The 16,870-nt window shown below is 60.0% G+C and carries 17 protein-coding genes; 7 read left to right on the top strand and 10 right to left on the bottom strand.

What is annotated here, in order from left to right; genetic code table 11:
* Window positions 1-235: 235 nt before the first annotated feature.
* From fliF to FCH38_RS22640, 10 genes are all read right to left on the bottom strand, one after another.
* Window positions 236-1,918, bottom strand: coding sequence for a flagellar basal-body MS-ring/collar protein FliF (gene fliF, locus FCH38_RS22595; RefSeq protein WP_174375242.1), 1,683 nt, complete (start codon window positions 1,916-1,918; stop codon window positions 236-238).
* Between the two features lie 129 nt (window positions 1,919-2,047).
* Window positions 2,048-2,431, bottom strand: a complete 384-nt coding sequence (gene cheT / locus FCH38_RS22600) for a chemotaxis protein CheT (protein WP_153513157.1) — start codon at window positions 2,429-2,431, stop codon at window positions 2,048-2,050.
* Between the two features lie 14 nt (window positions 2,432-2,445).
* Window positions 2,446-2,991: a chemoreceptor glutamine deamidase CheD gene (gene cheD / locus FCH38_RS22605; RefSeq protein WP_046800555.1), complete on the bottom strand. Its 546-nt coding sequence runs from the start codon at window positions 2,989-2,991 to the stop codon at window positions 2,446-2,448.
* Window positions 2,988-3,377: a chemotaxis response regulator CheY2 gene (gene cheY2 / locus FCH38_RS22610; protein ID WP_149898541.1), complete on the bottom strand. Its 390-nt coding sequence runs from the start codon at window positions 3,375-3,377 to the stop codon at window positions 2,988-2,990. The genes cheD and cheY2 overlap by 4 nt, the downstream gene beginning before the upstream one ends.
* Window positions 3,377-4,432, bottom strand: coding sequence for a protein-glutamate O-methylesterase CheB (gene cheB / locus FCH38_RS22615; protein ID WP_174375243.1), 1,056 nt, complete (start codon window positions 4,430-4,432; stop codon window positions 3,377-3,379). Before cheB ends, cheY2 begins: the two co-directional genes overlap by 1 nt.
* Window positions 4,429-5,337 (bottom strand): protein-glutamate O-methyltransferase CheR, encoded by a 909-nt coding sequence (cheR, locus tag FCH38_RS22620; RefSeq protein ID WP_142841080.1) that lies wholly within the window; start codon window positions 5,335-5,337, stop codon window positions 4,429-4,431. Before cheR ends, cheB begins: the two co-directional genes overlap by 4 nt.
* Window positions 5,338-5,350: 13 nt before the next feature.
* Complete coding sequence (locus tag FCH38_RS22625; RefSeq protein ID WP_174375244.1) at window positions 5,351-7,603, bottom strand: chemotaxis protein CheA; 2,253 nt, start codon at window positions 7,601-7,603, stop codon at window positions 5,351-5,353.
* Window positions 7,604-7,619: 16 nt separating this feature from the next.
* A complete protein-coding gene (gene cheY1, locus FCH38_RS22630; RefSeq protein WP_004439870.1) occupies window positions 7,620-7,985 on the bottom strand; it encodes a chemotaxis response regulator CheY1 in 366 nt (121 codons plus the stop codon).
* Window positions 7,982-8,281 carry an STAS domain-containing protein gene (locus tag FCH38_RS22635; protein ID WP_153513153.1) on the bottom strand — a complete coding sequence of 100 codons (300 nt, stop codon included), beginning with the start codon at window positions 8,279-8,281 and terminating at the stop codon, window positions 7,982-7,984. The genes cheY1 and FCH38_RS22635 overlap by 4 nt, the downstream gene beginning before the upstream one ends.
* Window positions 8,281-9,888 (bottom strand): globin-coupled sensor protein, encoded by a 1,608-nt coding sequence (locus FCH38_RS22640; protein WP_174375245.1) that lies wholly within the window; start codon window positions 9,886-9,888, stop codon window positions 8,281-8,283. Before FCH38_RS22640 ends, FCH38_RS22635 begins: the two co-directional genes overlap by 1 nt.
* Window positions 9,889-10,393: 505 nt before the next feature.
* Here FCH38_RS22640 and FCH38_RS22645 point away from each other — a divergent pair.
* The 7 genes from FCH38_RS22645 to mnhG all read left to right on the top strand — a co-directional run bounded on the left by FCH38_RS22645 (window position 10,394) and on the right by mnhG (window position 16,864).
* Window positions 10,394-10,759, top strand: coding sequence for a hypothetical protein (locus tag FCH38_RS22645; RefSeq protein ID WP_174375268.1), 366 nt, complete (start codon window positions 10,394-10,396; stop codon window positions 10,757-10,759).
* Window positions 10,760-10,863: 104 nt separating this feature from the next.
* Window positions 10,864-13,782 carry a monovalent cation/H+ antiporter subunit A gene (locus tag FCH38_RS22650; protein ID WP_153513151.1) on the top strand — a complete coding sequence of 973 codons (2,919 nt, stop codon included), beginning with the start codon at window positions 10,864-10,866 and terminating at the stop codon, window positions 13,780-13,782.
* Window positions 13,782-14,117: a Na+/H+ antiporter subunit C gene (locus tag FCH38_RS22655; RefSeq protein ID WP_149898535.1), complete on the top strand. Its 336-nt coding sequence runs from the start codon at window positions 13,782-13,784 to the stop codon at window positions 14,115-14,117. The genes FCH38_RS22650 and FCH38_RS22655 overlap by 1 nt, the downstream gene beginning before the upstream one ends.
* Complete coding sequence (locus FCH38_RS22660) at window positions 14,114-15,760, top strand: monovalent cation/H+ antiporter subunit D (RefSeq protein ID WP_174375246.1); 1,647 nt, start codon at window positions 14,114-14,116, stop codon at window positions 15,758-15,760. The genes FCH38_RS22655 and FCH38_RS22660 overlap by 4 nt, the downstream gene beginning before the upstream one ends.
* Window positions 15,757-16,245, top strand: coding sequence for a Na+/H+ antiporter subunit E (locus tag FCH38_RS22665; protein ID WP_174375247.1), 489 nt, complete (start codon window positions 15,757-15,759; stop codon window positions 16,243-16,245). The genes FCH38_RS22660 and FCH38_RS22665 overlap by 4 nt, the downstream gene beginning before the upstream one ends.
* Window positions 16,242-16,523, top strand: coding sequence for a K+/H+ antiporter subunit F (locus tag FCH38_RS22670; protein WP_080810635.1), 282 nt, complete (start codon window positions 16,242-16,244; stop codon window positions 16,521-16,523). Before FCH38_RS22665 ends, FCH38_RS22670 begins: the two co-directional genes overlap by 4 nt.
* Window positions 16,520-16,864 carry a monovalent cation/H(+) antiporter subunit G gene (gene mnhG / locus FCH38_RS22675; protein ID WP_035227592.1) on the top strand — a complete coding sequence of 115 codons (345 nt, stop codon included), beginning with the start codon at window positions 16,520-16,522 and terminating at the stop codon, window positions 16,862-16,864. Before FCH38_RS22670 ends, mnhG begins: the two co-directional genes overlap by 4 nt.
* The last annotated feature ends 6 nt before the right edge of the window (window positions 16,865-16,870 follow it).

Genomic DNA, 16,870 nt, shown 5'->3' on the forward strand with positions numbered 1-16,870 from the left:
CCATTACCTGACAACAGCCTTTCCACGTATTTCCTCATTCGTCTATTGCTAAAAAAACATACTGAAAAGCTGGCTGATTCATAATCGGCATTCTCAGCCTATTCCCAGCAAACTGTATCGTTGATGAATGATTTGTAAATGCTGTCCTGAAACGAGAATGCCACGGGCCGGCGACCAAGGATAGTAAAAAGCCCGAAAATGCGAAAAAGGCCGGGTAAACCCGGCCTTTTCAAAATCACGCTGCTTTTTCCACCGCCCATTTGCGCAGGATCTTGGCTGCTCTTTCCTCGCTGATTTCCACCATGCGGGAGAGCCTGCGTTCCGGTCCTTCGCGAACCCGGCGGTTGAAGGTGCCTTCGCTGTCGCCACCCGCCAGAAGATCGTCGGTGCTGTCGAAGCCGAAATCCGCTCCGAAACCTTCCATAAGACCACCAGCACCTGCATCCATGCCGGGAGAGAAATCCGGCAGTTCGAGACCGGCGGTCTCCTGGCTGAGCTGACCGGCAGCCGCACCATTGCCGGCAACCGTGCGGACCAGGGGACGCACACCGAGCCAGACGACGAGGAAAGCGACGGCGACGAAAGCGAGCGAGTTGATGATGCCGGCGGAATTGCGGCTCAGCACTTCCATGACGCCCGGACCGCTGGTGGCCTCGTCGAGCAATTGCGTTTCCAGGAAGTCCATTGCCGTCAGCGTGACGATATCGCCACGATCCGAAGAGATGCCTGCCGCCGACGTCACGATCTTCTGCATTTCGGCAAGATAGGCGTCGATCTTGGTCTGATCGACGGGTTCGCCGACCATCTTGGCAATACGGCCCTTGTTGACGACCACGGCAACTGAAATCTTCTCGACGGTATAGCCGTTCTTGACCGTGGCGACCGTTTTCGAGTTGATCTCGTAATTGGTCTGCTCTTCCTTCTTGGCCGACTGGTCGGAAGACTGCGGGCCGCCAGCGCCGCCCTGAGGGGCAGCCTGCGGCACGTTCTGTTCCACGGTCGCTGCCGTATCCGGCTGCGTCTCCTGGGATTTCTGGTCTTCCTTTACCGTGCGAACAGAGCGCTCGACACGCGATTCCGGATCGTAGACGGTTTCCTGAATCTGGCGGCTGTCGGTGTTCAGCTGCGCCGTGACGCTGGAGCGGAAATTGTCCATGCCAAGGAAAGGCGCCAGCGCCTTGTCGATATTGGTGGTGATTTCCTGCTGGACATTCTGCGCCAGTGTCAGCGAGCGGTTCATGGCGGCGTTGGTGACATCGTCGCCGGAAGCGAGAAGCTGGCCGGTGGAATCGAGCAGGGTCACGTCATCGACTTCAAGACCGGGAACGGCCGAGGCGACGAGGTGACGGATGGAGGCGGACGCCTTGCGACCTGCGGTGGCGCTGGCGCGGATCATGACCGATGCGGTGGGCTTCTGTTCGCCACGGCGGAAATTGCCGACATCAGGCATGACGATATGGACGCGTGCAGCCGCAATCCCGTCGATCTGCTGGATGGAGCGGCTAATCTCACCCTCAAGGGCACGAACGCGCGTCACTTCCTGCATGAAGGAGGTCAGGCCGAGAGAACCGACATTGTCGAAAAGCTCGTAACCGGCATTGGCGCTATCAGGCAGACCGCGCTCGGCCAGAAGCAGCCTTGCCTTGCTGGTAAGCCCTACGGGAACTTGAAGGCTCGAACCGTCGGTTCCGACCTGAAAGTCCAGCCCCGATTCGGCGAGCGCAATGCTGATCTTGTTGAGGTCGCTTTTTTCAAGCCCTACATAAAGGGTCTCGTAAGCGGGACGGTTCACGTAGAGCGCTGCTGCAAGGATAACGGCCATGGACAAAACGCCCACGCCGCCCAGCATCAGCAGCCGTGTCTGACCCAGCGCCGCGATATTTTTCAGGACCTGAGGGATTTGATTTAACAGATTCATTCTGTTCCGCACCGTCATTCATAGAATCCGAGACCTTTTGGCCCCGTAATGACAATAGGGTGCGAAGCTTGCGCGAGCGTTGCCTTTCTCCGCATTCGGCGAGGAAAGGAACGTCGGCGGGAATACGGTCTAAAACAGGTCGAAGTCGCCGGAAGCCTTGTCCAGCGGCTGGGAATGGCCATGGCGGAAGGCGGCGCCCAGCGCCTTTTGCATTTCGGCAAGCTTGACGAGGCTGAGCGCCGTGGAGACATCGACGATCCATTCACCGGGAATGGAACCGGTGACGGTGTCGATGAATTCGGCAAGACCGCGGGTCTTCTGGACGGCGAGGTCAATACCCTGCAACAGCTTGATGCCGTCGCCGGACAATTGACCGCTGGTCACTTCCAGCAACTGCGGCTCGATACGTTCGATGAGATAGGCGACGTCGTGCAATTCCGACACCACGCGCATGAGAACATCCGGCAGGGCTTCTTCGAACGGAGCGGTACCGGCGTGGTCTGCAATCTGCATTGGAAACTCCGTGACTAGAAAAATTCGATGTCGTTGGCGACGGGCTTTGGGGCCGGCACCGGACGCGTTTCCATGGCAACCGTCTTCTGAGTTTCCGCGCCGCTCAGCGGATGCTGACGCGCGCGACCAGAGACAGGCCAGAACTCGATCTTGCGGCCATGCTCTCCGCCCGTGGAGGAGCTTATGACAGGAATGCCTTCATCCTTCAGAAACTGCATGGCGAAGATGGCGTTCTGTTCACCGACATTCGAGAAGCTGGCGATCGTCTTCGCGCCGCCGAAAACCTTGGCCTCCAGCCGGTCGCGGCGGGCGCCCTTCTTCAGAAGGCCGTTGATCAGAAGTTCCATGAGATGCACGCCGTAACGCGTCGCATCTCCCCCGGTCACATTGCCCGTTCCCGGCAGCAGGAAGTGGTTCATTCCTCCAAGGCCGGCAACGGGATCTCTCAGACAGGCGGCCACGCACGAACCGAGTATCGTCGTCATGACCACGTCGGGATCGCTGACAACCTTGTACTCGCCCTGAATGATATGTACGCGCTTAGCCGCAGCTTCAATCATTTCAGCGATCCGAAAACCGCCTCGATGGCTGCACGCATCTTGTCGATGGTGAAAGGCTTGGCCAGCACGTTGTTCGCACCGAGCTGCGCCGCCTTCTGCACCAGCGCGCGGTCACCCTGCGCGGTGAGGATGATGAAGGCCGCCTTTTTGAGGGTCGGGTTGGCCCGCACGGCGTGCAGGAAACCGAGACCGTCCATTTTCGGCATGTTGAAGTCGGAGATGACGAGATGATGGGGCTGCTGCTCCATGATCTTCAATCCCTGCTCGCCATCGCCGGCGGAAGTGATCTGCTTGAAGCCGAGCTGTGTCAGCGCATCGCTGAGGAGCAACCGGCTGGTCACCTGATCGTCAACGATCAGAACTTTGATCTTTTCTGCGAGAGACATTAGTCAGCACCTTCTTTGCGGGCAATGGTTAGTTTCAGGATTTCTTCGCCGATGGAGGCCAGCGGCAATTGCTGTTCAACGGCGCCAAGCTCATAGGCCACGCGGGGCATGCCGTAGACGACGCAGGTTTTTTCATTCTGGCCGACAGTGCGCGCACCGGCATGCCGCATTTTCAGCAGTCCGGCCGCGCCATCACGGCCCATGCCGGTGAGAATGACGCCGACGGCGTTGCGTCCGGCAAGCTCGGCCACAGAATCGAACAGGACATCGACGGAAGGGCGATGGCCGTTGACCGGATCACGCTCGATGAGCCGGCAGCAGGGTGCTGCGCGGTTGGCGATCTGCAGGTGGCGCTCGCCGCCCGGCGCGAGATAAATCTTGCCCGTTTGCAGCCGTGCGCCATCCGTCGCTTCTTCCACGACGGGCGCGCAGATGCGGTTCAGCCGCTCGGCGAAACTCTTGGTGAAGGTCGACGGCATGTGCTGGGTGATGACGGTCGGCGGGCAATTGGCCGGAAATTTTTGCAGCACGGCGATCAGCGCCTCGACCCCACCCGTGGATGAACCGATGGCCACGACTTTGCGACCGGCCCGATAATCACTGACCGGCGTAGGCTGCACTGCCGCCGTGCTTTCCGGACGAGCCGCGCGATAGGCGGCATGCTGGGAGCGGGCGGCGGCTTTCACCTTGTCGGCGAGATCGCCAAAGGGACGCGCATCACCCGGAGCCGGTTTGCCGACGCAGTCGAAAGCACCGATTTCAAGGGCAGCGAGCGAGGCATCCGCACCGCGATGTGTAAGCGACGAGACCATGATGACCGGCATCGGCCGCAGGCGCATGATCTTTTCGAGGAATTCAAGGCCGTTCATTTCCGGCATCTCGATGTCGAGTGTCACGACATCGGGGTTGAGCTGCTTGATAGCTGCTCTCGCTTCCATGGCGTTGCCGGCCTGTCCGACCACCTCGACTTCCGGATCAGCCTTGAGGACAGCCGAAATCAGCCCGCGCATCGTTGGACTATCATCGACGACGAGTACCCGTGCGAGTGCGCTCATGCCTTCCTCCCGGATGCGTGACCAATGTAGCGGTAGGTGGTGATGCCGGTGTTATCGAACAGGTTCTTGGCGTCGCCGGAGACGCGTTCGGAATGGCCGATATAAAGATGACCACCTTCCGGCAGCAGTCCTGCGAAACGCGACCAGATGCGTGTCTGCGTCGGCTCGTCGAAATAGATGACGACGTTGCGGCAGAAAATGACGTCGAAATTGCCCTTGAAAGGCCATTGCGTCATCAGATTCAATTCGTTGAAGGTGATGAGACGCTTGACCTTGTCGTCGATGCGGAACTTGCGGCGACCGCCGGCATCGACCTCCGTGAACCATTGCTTGCGCATGGCGGGAGACACGGTTTCGAGCGCGTTGTCGTCGTAAACGCCGGCGCGGGCCTGCGCCAGAATCTTCGGGTCGATGTCGGTCGCCAGAATTTTGAAATCGTAGTCCGCCGCATTCGGGAACATGGCGAGCACGGTAAGGGCAATGGAATAGGGTTCCTGCCCGTCGGAACAGGCCGCCGACCAGATGCGGACACGTCCACCGCTCTTTGCTCTTGCAATGAGACCCGGCAGGACCTCGTCACGCAGATGTTCGAAATGATGGTTCTCGCGGAAGAAGCGCGTGAAATTCGTCGTCAGGTGCGACAACATTTCGCGCCGCGCCGGGGCGCCCTCGGTTGAGGAGACCAACGTGCAATATTCGCGGAAACCGGAGAGGCCGAGATTGCGGATATGCTTCGAGAGGCGGGAATAGACCAGCGACGCCTTGGTGTCGTTGAGATAGATGCCCGCATCCGCATAGATCATCGCAGCGATCTCCGACAGATCGCGTCGTGTCAGCGGATATTCACCGCTGGCAAGAACGTCGTCCGGAGACTGGCGCTGGTCGCTGAGATTAAGTGCTGCCATGGATGATCCGCTTTCAACCTGTCGCCGCAAGCGACATTTCCTGCTTCAGGGGCTGTCCGCGCGAAGCGCTGACAATGGCATCGACATCCAGAATGAGCGCAACGCGTCCGTCACCGAGGATAGTTGCGGCGGCAATGCCCGGAACATGGGTATAGTTGGCTTCCAACGACTTGATGACGACCTGGCGCTGACCCTGGATCGCATCGACCATCAGGGCGCGCTGGCCGCCGCCTTCCGATTCCACCAGAAGCGCGACACCTTCCACCGGATCGGCCTGTGTTGGACGGAAATTCAGAACGCGTCCGACATCAACCAGCGGGCAGAAGGAATTGCGGATGGAGATCAGCCGCTGGTTGGAGCCGAAGGAATGAATGTTCTTCGCTTCCGGCTGCAGTGTTTCCACGATTGCGGTCAAAGGCACCACAAGCGTCTGACCGGCCACCGTGACCACCATGCCGTCGAGGACGGCGAGCGTCAGCGGCAGGCTCATGGTGAAGGTCGAACCGTGACCGGGGCGCGAGGAGATGCTGATGCGGCCGCCAAGCGCCTGAATGGAACGCTTGACCACATCCATGCCAACGCCGCGGCCGGAAATGTCGGAAATCTTGTCTGCCGTCGAGAAGCCCGGCGCGAAGATCAGATTGTCGATCTCTTCGTCGGTCAGGTTCGCATCGGCGGCAATGAGATCATTGTCGATCGCCTTCTGGCGAACGCGCTCGCGGTTGATGCCGGCGCCGTCGTCCTGAAGTTCGATCAGGATGCGGCCCGAGCGGTGCTTGGCCGAAAGCTTGATGGTGCCTTCAGGGTTCTTGCCCGCCGCTTCGCGCTTTTCCGGTGTTTCGATGCCGTGGTCGACGGCATTGCGAATCATGTGGGTCAGGGGCTCGGCCAGCTTGTCGATAACGGTCTTGTCGACTTCGGTATTCTCGCCTTCGGTGACGAGGCGAATCTGCTTGCCGATCATATCGGCGACTTCGCGGACGATACGCGACATGCGCTGGAACACCGGCTTCACCGGCTGCGCGCGGATAGCCATGACGCTGTCCTGAATTTCGCGCGTCAGCTGCTGCAGCTCGTCGAGACCCATATTGACGGCGGAGGTGCCGCTCGCATCGTTTTCGATAACGCTCTGTGACAGCATTGCCTGATTGATGACCAGCTCGCCGACGAGGTTGATCAGGCGGTCGACGCGGTCGAGATCGACGCGGATGGTCTGGCCGACATTCGCATTGGCGGCCGCATTTGCGTTTGCCTGGGCTGCGGCGGGCGCTGCCGCCGCCTCGCGCTTTTCGATGGCGGCATTGACGCTTTGAGCAATCTGGGTCGTTGCAACTGCTGCCTCGACGGCTGCGGCAACAAAAGGCGCTTCCTGCGCGACGGCGGGCTCTTCTTCCGGTCCGCTATCGAGAGCCGAGAGATCGAACGGAACCGGGATCATCGGAAGTTCTTCCTCGTCCGCGGCGGCATCGGAAAGAACCGGCGTAATTTCGAGATCGCAATCCCATTCGGCGAATTCAAAAACGCTGCGGATAGCCTCTTCACCCTTGTCGGTCGTGATCGAAACCGTCCAGGAGAGATACGAGGCTTCAGGGTCGAGCTTGTCGAGCGTGGGAAGCTCCGACATGTCGCAATTGACGCTCATTTCGCCGACACGCGAGAGATCGCGCAGGAGAAGCGCCGCCTCGTTGCCTTTCGAATAAAGCGACGCATGCGGCTTGAACTTGACCTGGAAGGTCGGCGCTTCCATCAACGGCGTGGTTTCGTCAGCGAAATCCGAGAAGGAGAACGGGATCGGCTCGAAACCGCTGTCATCCGTCGGCTTGGGCGCGACGGGAGCCGGAGCCTTTATCGCAACCGGCACCGGCGCGGAAACCTGCACCGTTTCGCCATTGGCCAGCGCTTCCAGTTCCTTGACGAGACCACGGGTGCGGCTTTCATCAACGCTGCCGCCATCTCTTGCGGCATTGGTCAGGTCCGCCAGTACATCGGCGGAGCGCAGCATGACTTTCAGAACGTCCTGTGTCGGTTCCAGCTTGTTGGAGCGAACGCAGTCGAGGGTCGTTTCAAAAACGTGGGCGAAGGCCACGAGATCATCCAGACCGAAGGCGCCGGCCCCGCCCTTGATGGAATGAACGGCACGGAAAACGGCGTTGACGGTTTCCGGATCACGGTCGCCGTCATTCAATTTAAGAAGCCCCGATTCCAGTTCAGCGAGCTGCTCCTCGCATTCCTGGAAAAAGATTTCCTTGATTTCGTTCATATCCATCGTGAAATGTCCCGTATCAGGCGGTTACGCGTTCAATGGCATCGATGAGTTTCGCAGGATCGAACGGCTTGACGATCCAGCCGGTCGCACCGGCCTGACGGGCGCGGTTCTTCTTTTCTGCGTCGCTTTCGGTTGTCAGAACGAGGATCGGGATAGCCCGATACTTCTCGTTGCGGCGCACACCCTCGATAAAGCCGAAGCCATCAAGACGGGGCATGTTGATATCAGTCACGATGACATCGGGGTTGCTCTGTTCGAGAACTTCGAGACCTTCAACGCCGTCTTCGGCCTGAATGGTTTCAAAACCGGCATTGTTGAGCGTGACCAGGAGCATGTTCCGGATCGTTCTGGAATCATCCACGGTAAGAACTTTTTTCTTCACTTCTTGATCTCCTTCAGGAGCAAATGATCGATTTCGACGCCTATCAGTTTCATGGTCTTGTCGAATGCATCGGACGCCTTGGCAAAACCGAACGGTTTGCCGTCCTCCTCCCAGGACTTCGCACCGGCCATCAGGACCTGGGCGCAAAGTGCTCCGATACGCTCAACCTCGGACGCGTCCACCGACAAAGGTGCTCCTCTCAGCGTCATCAGCTTGCCGTGCAGCGCCGATGCCTCGTTGAGATCCAGCACCGGTGACAGTTTCAGCGTCGCCTCAGCTGCTTTTCTGGCTGCCATTACATGACTCCTTGGCGTCTGAATTGTTGGTATTCCTGGCCGTAATCCGTGCGGTCATCCCCACGGGCCATAAATGATGTGTCCTGACGCTCCGCCACGGCCATCGCCCCCGCCTGACCTTGACGGGCGATGCGGAACTCCCTGATGGTGCGGCCGAGTTCCAGAATGACGGTGTGAAGTGCGTCGGCCTCGGAGGCGCCGCCGCTCATATCGGCGGCGATCCGCCCCGCCTGCCGCTGGTGTTCACTCATGTCGGCAGCGACCGATTGCAGCTCGCCGACCTGGTCGGCCGTATGGCGGGAGACTTCGGCGATCATGTCGTTGATGCCGGACACCTGCCGGACGACGCCGCCGATTGCCTCCTGCGTGCGGTTGACCATGCGCACGCCGCCCTCGACCTGGGTTTTCGTGGTGCCGACGAGGCTTTTGATCTCTCTTGCAGCGTCGGCGGACCGTTGCGCCAAGGCTCGCACTTCCTGCGCGACGACGGCGAAACCACGTCCGCTGTCACCCGCGCGCGCCGCCTCGATACCGGCATTGAGGGCGAGAAGGTTCGTCTGAAACGCAATTTCATCAATCGTGCCGATGATCCTGCCGATTTGTTCGGCGGATTGCTCGATGTGCGACATGGCGTCGATCGCCTCGCCGATCGCCTTGCCGCTTTCGACCGCTGCCTCACGGGCACGGGAAACCGCTGTCTCCGTCGCCGATATGCGAACGCCGTTTTCGGCCGCGCCGCTGATCATCGTCTGGATCGCACGGGAGGTTTCCGCAAGCGCTTCGGCCTGCTGGCCGGAACGCTCGGCCATGGAACGACCCATTTCGGCAAACCGCGCGCTTAGCGCTTCGGCCTCGCCGATACCGTTTTGCGCCGATATCAGCGATGCGCCGATGGTCGCCAGCGCCGTATTGAACGAGGATGCAACATCACGATAGGCTTCCGGCACATCGCCGCCGATGCGGGCCTGCAAGTTGCCTGCGGCAAAGGATGTCAGCGCCGCACCCAGCAATGTCGCCGCTTCCGAACGGTCGCTGTCGCGCTGTTCCGCCAATTCGCGGCCATGGCGCAGGCGCAATTCATTAAACCGCAGCGAGACGGCGATCTCGGTATCGACCATCACCAGACGGACGACGTTTTTCACGGCTTCCGCCAGTTCGCGGGTTTTCTTGCGGTTACCGGGCAGGATGGAGCGTGGCGCATGTTCGGCCACCAGCCCACCGAGCAGATGTTCCAGAACGACCGCGTGACTGGCGATCTGCCAGCGCGGATCGAGACCCATGCGGCCGGCATTGTCAGAAAGAACCTTCACCCGCTCGGCATAAAGCGCATCGAAACGCGCATCCGTCAGCACACTCCAGTGCGAGGATTGCAGGTCGTGCAGGCGATCAAGCTGGTTTTCGCTTTCGAAAGACGGTGAACAGTCGGGCATCGACTGGAAACGGTTCATCACGTCCCGCAGACCAGCCTTGACGTAAGGCTCGAGCATGCCGCGATAATTGCGCAGGAAATCGGATTGCGTCTCGTCGAGGCCGGCAAAGCGAAGCCGTCCCGCCAGGCTTGCACCTGCCGATCTGCGCGCTTGATCTGATGGCAAATCCTGCCCCAACCGACGTCCCCAACACCATGACGGCCGGAGGAACCCGGCCAAATTGACCAAGGTTCAGAACGTCAGCACCCTTCGCGGATTTTTGAACGAACATACCCATCGCGGACGATGCGGCATCGACGCTTGCCTGACCTTCTTGAACCAAGAAACGAAAATACCGGATCCGGCCCGGTACGGCAGTGCGGCGTCATGCCTGGAAGGGGAGAGAACCCCATTCCGCCGTGGAAATACCATCAATCTTTATGGTTAATTCCTTGCTTGAAAGTTAAGAAACGTCGCCTCCAGCGTCAAACGGTAAAATTTGTAAAAGCTTTTAGCCGTTGCCGCCCTCACTTTGCCGCAAACCGGCAAAACCGAAAAGGAATCGGCCATCGCGGGCGGTTTTTCCGGCCTGTGCGCTGGACAAGCGCGTGCGGCTTCCCCTAAAACAAATCAACGGGATATTCGCTGAGCGGTGATGCTTTAAAGAGACCTTTACGATCAAGGAGATGCCAACTTGTTATGGATGGAGACATGCCGCCGTTCAAGGCGCCATCCGCAAGTGTTGATCGGCATCATGGTCGCAAGCCTGCTCGTCATGATCGGCTTTCAGGCACCTTCCGGCATCAAGACGCTTTCCAAGACCAGCCGTCTGGAGAGATTGGAGACGGTTGATCTCAGCCGTTCCCTCACTCTTGGCGACAGGGATTGCGATAGCGGCTGCAAAGCCGGGGATGCCGGTTCAGGTCTTCGCCCCGGCAACTTCCCCTCTCCCGCTTTGCGGATCGCCGTTGACGCCGGGCCGGCCGTTGCATCTGTTGCCATCGCGCCACAAGCTTTCCGAGACTTTGCGAGCGTGGTTCCAAGAGCGCCCCCGCATATTATCTATTAGTCATTCCGGCGGTCCTCATCATTCGGTTCTTATGAGCCTTGAGGGATCGGAGTCGTCGGAAACCCGCCGCAGACTCCAATTCCAGAGAAAAACCGCCGCCGCATATGACACTTGCAACCATTCTTCCATTTATTGTCGCCTTGCCTTTTGTCGGCGCCATTTTAACGGCTTTCATGCCGCGCGACGGCGCGGCCGCAGGCCCCGCCTCCGTGGCTGGCGCTGTGGCCCTCTTCGGCCTTGTCAGCAGTATTTTTCTTTATCCGACGATCAGCGATGGCAGCGCACTGAAATACGATGCGGAATGGCTGCCGCAACTCGGCCTGAACTTCACCCTGCGGCTGGACGGATTTGCCTGGTTATTTGCAATCCTCATTACCGGCATCGGCCTGCTCGTGGTCCTCTACGCCCGCTACTACATGTCGGCAAAAGACCCGATCCCGCGGTTTTTCGCCTTCTTCCTCGCTTTCATGGGCTCGATGCTCGGCGTGGTCCTGTCCGGCAACGTCATTCTGCTGTCGATCTTCTGGGAAATGACCAGCATCTTCTCGTTCCTGCTGATCGGTTACTGGCATCAGAATGCCGGTGCGCGTGACGGCGCGCGCATGGCGTTGACCGTGACCGGCATCGGCGGCTTCAGCCTTTTGGCGGGGCTGTTGATCCTTGGCCATATGGCGGGAAGCTATGATCTGGACAAGATCATCGAGGCCGGCGCCCAAATCCGCGCCCATCCTCTCTATCTGCCGGCGCTTATCCTCATTCTCGGCGGCGCGCTGACCAAGAGCGCGCAGTTTCCCTTCCATTTCTGGCTGCCGAATGCCATGGCGGCGCCGACGCCCGTTTCCGCCTATCTGCATTCGGCCACCATGGTGAAGGCCGGAGTGTTTCTTTTGGCGCGGTTCTGGCCGGTGCTGGCAGGCACGCCTGAATGGTTCTGGCTGGTGGGTATGGCCGGCGTCATCACCCTGCTGCTCGGCGCTTATTTCGCCATGTTCCAGCAGGACCTGAAAGGCCTGCTCGCCTATTCCACCATCAGCCATCTCGGGCTCATCACCACACTGCTCAGCCTCGGCAGCCCGCTGGCCGCGGTTGCGGCCATCTTCCACATGGTCAACCACGCCACCTTCAAGGCCTCGCTGTTCATGGCAGCCGGCATCATCGACCATGAAACCGGCACCCGCGACATGCGGCGCTTGAGCGGGCTCTACACCTATCTGCCAGCGACGGCCACGCTTGCCATGGCGGCAAGTGCGGCGATGGCCGGCGTGCCGCTGTTCAACGGCTTCCTCTCCAAGGAAATGTTCTTTGCCGAGGCCGTCGAAACCCACGCCGATTCGCTGCTGGACCGGGCGCTGCCCTATGTCGCGACGCTGTCGGGTGCATTTGCCGTCGCCTATTCGCTGCGCTTCATCCACACGGTGTTCTTCGGTCCCAAGCCCGTCGATCTGCCGAACCCCAATCCGCACGAGCCGCCGCGCTGGATGCGCTTTCCGATCGAGTTCCTGGTTTTCGCCTGCCTGATCGTCGGCATCGTTCCGAGCCTTTCGATCGGCCCGTTCCTGCATTCGGCCGTGCTTTCCGTTCTCGGGCCGCAGACGCCCGTTTACAGCCTGTCGATCTGGCACGGTTTCAACCTGCCGCTGATCATGAGTATCGCGGCGCTGATCGGCGGCGTTACCATCTATGCGCTGCTCGGCGGCTATTTCTCGCGCTGCGATGATGGCCCGCCGGTCTTCCGGCATTTACGGGGCCAGCGCATCTTCGAGCGCATTCTCGTCACCGTGTCCTGGAAGTGGGCGCGGTGGCTGGAAAGCACGCTCGGCACGCGGCGTCTGCAGCCGCAGCTGAGACTTCTCATTCTGGTCGCGCTTCTTGCCGGTTTCTCGCCGCTGTTCCTGTCGGAATTTTCTCTATCGCTGCCGCGCGTGACGACCTTCGATCCTATCTTCGCCATCCTGTGGCTGATCGGCATGATCGCCGCGCTGGGCGCCGCCTGGCAGGCGAAATATCATCGCCTCGCCGCCCTCATCATGCTCGGCGTCTCCGGGCTCGTCACCTGCCTTACCTTCATCTGGCTTTCCGCGCCGGATCTGGCCATCACCCAGCTGCTGGTGGAGATCGTCACCACGGTTCTCATCCTGCTGGGTCTCCGGTGGCTGCCGAAACGTTTCGAGAAGGTCGATAGCAGCGACGAATTGCCTGCGCAGCTTCGCCGCGCCCGCGACTTTCTGCTGGCCGCCGCCAGCGGCATCGGCATGTCGGTCATCGCCTATGCCGTCATGACCCTGCCGGTGCCGAACGCCATCTCCACCTATTTCCTGGAGCGCGCCTATACCGAAGGTGGCGGCACCAACGTCGTCAACGTCATTCTGGTCGATTTCCGCGGCTTCGATACATTCGGCGAAATCGCGGTGCTGGCGATTGTGGCGCTCACCGTCTTCGCACTGCTGCGCCGTTTCCGTCCTGCGCATGAAAGCATCGGGCTGCCCGAACAGCAGAAGATGCAAAATGCCTTCGATGCCGAACGTCCTGATCGCAGCAAGGGTGATACCGTCCACGATTATCTCTATGTGCCGTCGATCGTGATGCAATGGATGTTCCCGGTCATCATCACCTTCTCGATTTTCCTGTTCATGCGCGGCCATGACCTGCCCGGCGGTGGCTTTGCGGCCGGCATCACCATGGCAATCGCCTTCCTGCTGCAATATCTGGCCGGCGGCGCACGCTGGGCGGAGGACCGCATTCGTATCCTGCCGCTGCGCTGGATGGGTTTCGGCCTGTTGATGGCCGCAGTGACGGGTATCGGCTCGTGGTATTTCGGCTACCCGTTCCTGACCTCCTATTTCCAGTATACGGAGATACCCTATATCGGCAAAATGCCGACGGCATCCGCCCTGCTGTTCGATCTCGGCGTCTTTTCGGCAGTCGTCGGCTCCACCGTTCTTATTCTCATAGCACTGGCACACCAATCGTTGCGCAACTACCGCGTTCGCACGCCTGAAGCCGCAAAAGCGGAGGACGTGTAATGGAACTCATTCTTGCAATCGGTATCGGCGTCATGACCGGCTCCGGCGTGTGGCTTATCCTGCGCCCGCGCACCTATCAGGTCATCGTCGGGCTCTCATTGCTGTCTTATGCCGTCAACCTGTTCATCTTCGGCGTCGGCGGCATCAAGACCAATGCGCCGCCGGTGCTGGTCAATGGTGTCGATAGTTCCACGCTGGCCGACCCCGTGCCGCAGGCGCTGGTGCTGACGGCAATCGTCATCGGCTTTGCGACGACGGCGCTGTTCCTCGTAGTGCTGCTTGCCGCCCGCGGCCTTACTGGCACCGACCACGTGGACGGGAGGGAGACGAAATGATGTCATTCCCCTTCCACATCGTCATCGCGCCCATTCTTCTGCCACTGATCACCGCCGCCATTCTGCTGTTCTTCGACGAGCGCCAGCGCGTGGCCAAGGCCGCCATCAGCTTTACTTCGACCGTGCTATTGCTGATCGTCGCCATCCTGCTGTTCCGCGAGGTGAATTCGACCGTCAATACCGAAATTGCCGCCGTGGTTTCGAGCGGCGTCTACCTGCTCGGCAACTGGGCAGCCCCCTTCGGCATCGTGCTTGTCGCCGACCGTCTTTCTGGGCTGATGGTGCTGCTGACGGCGCTGCTGGCCATCCCCTCGCTGATCTATTCGATGGCGAAGTGGCACAAGGCCGGCGCGCATTTCCATTCGCTGTTCCAGATGATGCTGATGGGCGTCAACGGCGCGTTTCTGACCGGCGACCTCTTCAATCTCTTCGTGTTCTTCGAGGTGATGCTGGCGGCCTCCTACGGCCTGTTGCTGCATGGTTCCGGCCAGCAGCGCGTCAAGGCCGGGCTGCACTACATCGCCATCAACCTCGTCGCGGCGCTGTTCTTTCTGATCGGCGTCAGCCTGATCTATGGCGTCACCGGCACGCTGAACATGGGCGACCTTGCCCATCGCATCGAGGGGCTGAACCCGGACCAGCGCATGCTGCTGGAAACCGGCGCTGCCGTCCTCGGTATTGCGTTTCTGGTCAAAGCCGGCATGTGGCCGCTGAATTTCTGGCTGCCATCGGCCTATGGTTCGGCTTCCGCTCCGGTTGGCGGACTGTTTGCGATCATGAGCAAGGTCGGCATCTATGTCATTGCCCGCCTGTCCTTCCTGCTTTTTGGGCAGACGGCGGGGGAATCGGCCGGCTTCGGCCATGATGCCCTGCTCGTCGGCGGCATCGCCACCATCATCTTCGGGGCGATCGGCGTTCTGGCGTCGCAGGCGCTCGGGCGGCTTGCCGGCTTTTCGGTACTGATATCATCGGGAACGCTTCTCGCCGCCATGGGCACCGGCAATCCGACTGTGGCGGCCGGCGCGCTCTATTATCTGGTCAGCTCTACCCTCACCATCAGCGCCTTCTTCATGCTGATCGAGCTGGTGGAGCGCGGCCAGGATGCCGGCGCGAACGTTCTGGCCGTGACCATGGAAGCCTATGGCGAAGGCGAGGAGGAAGAGGAGGAAGAGGAAGTCGGCGTGACGATGCCCGCCACGATCGCGGTACTCGGCGCCTGTTTTGCCGCGTGCGGCATTCTTCTGGCCGGCCTGCCGCCGCTTTCGGGTTTCATCGCCAAATTCTCGATGCTGACAGCCATTCTCAACCCTTCCGGGCTTGGCGCCAATGACAGCATTTCCACGCTTTCCTGGTGGCTGGTCTTCCTGATCGTCTTTGCCGGTTTTGCCTCGCTGATCTCGATGACCCGTGCCGGCATCCGCACCTTCTGGGCCTCCATAGAAGGCACCGTGCCGCGTGTTCTCGTCATCGAAATAGCACCCATCATGCTGCTGCTCGCCCTGACACTTGCCATGACCGTGCAGGCGGGTCCGGTGATGCGCTACATGCAGGAAACGGCGCGTATCCTCGATCTGCCCGCAAGTTATATTCAGGGCGTCATTTCCGCACCGCGAGCGGGAAGCAACCCGGAGGCGGAGCCATGATGAGCCGTCTCCTCCCCTACCCGCTGCTGACGGTTTCGCTGATCTTCTTCTGGATGACGATCAACAGCTTTTCGCCCGGGCATCTGCTGCTTGGCACCGCTGTTGCGCTCATCGCCTCCTGGGCGATGGCGTCGCTACGGCCAGCCAAACCGCGTATCCGCAACTGGCACAAGCTCGCGCTGCTGATCCTGATCGTGCTTTACGATATTATCAGGTCCAATATCTCGGTCGTGAAGATCATCCTGTTCAAGCGCGAAAGAGACCGCAAATCCGGCTTCCTGGCGGTGCCGCTCGATATTCGCGATCCCATGGCGCTGGCCATTCTGGCGACAATCCTGACCTCGACGCCGGGCAGCGCCTGGCTCGAATATAATTCCAGCCAGGGCACGCTTCTCCTCCATGTCCTCGACGATGTGGATGAGGCGGCGTGGATAAGCCTCATCAAGAACCGATATGAAAAACTGTTGATGGAGATATTCGAATGAGTTCGATTATCCTTTTCTGGTCCTTTTCGCTGGCGCAGTTCATGCTGGCCATTGCCATGACGATTTCAGTCTATCGCATCGCCATCGGCCCGCGCGCCCAGGACCGGGTGCTTGGCATGGATACGCTTTATGTCAACGCCATGCTGCTTCTCCTCACCTTCGGCCTGCGCACCGGCAACGACATCTATTTCGAGGCATCGCTGCTGATCGCCATCCTCGGCTTCGTCTCCACCGTCGCCCTCTCCAAATTCATGATGCGCGGCGAGGTGATCGAATGAACAACGCCGCAGAATTTCCGCTCTGGGCCGCCATTCTCGTGGCTTTCTTCGTGTTGCTGGGCGCGTCGCTGACGCTGATCGGCACCATCGGCTTTGCAAGGCTCAACAGCTTCTACGAGCGCCTGCATGCACCCACACTCGGCACCAGCTGGGGCACCGGCGGCATCGTTATGGCCTCGATCATCTATTTCTCCGTCTCAGGTGACCGCTTCGCCTTCCACGAGATCTTCATCGGCATTTTCATGACGGTGACGACGCCGGTTTCGCTGATGCTGCTCGGGCGGGCCGCGCTTTATCGGGACCGGGCGGAGCAGAATACGGATAATCGGGAGCATCTTTAGGCTAAA

Source organism: Agrobacterium tumefaciens (assembly GCF_013337285.1).
Taxonomy (GTDB): domain Bacteria; phylum Pseudomonadota; class Alphaproteobacteria; order Rhizobiales; family Rhizobiaceae; genus Agrobacterium; species Agrobacterium burrii.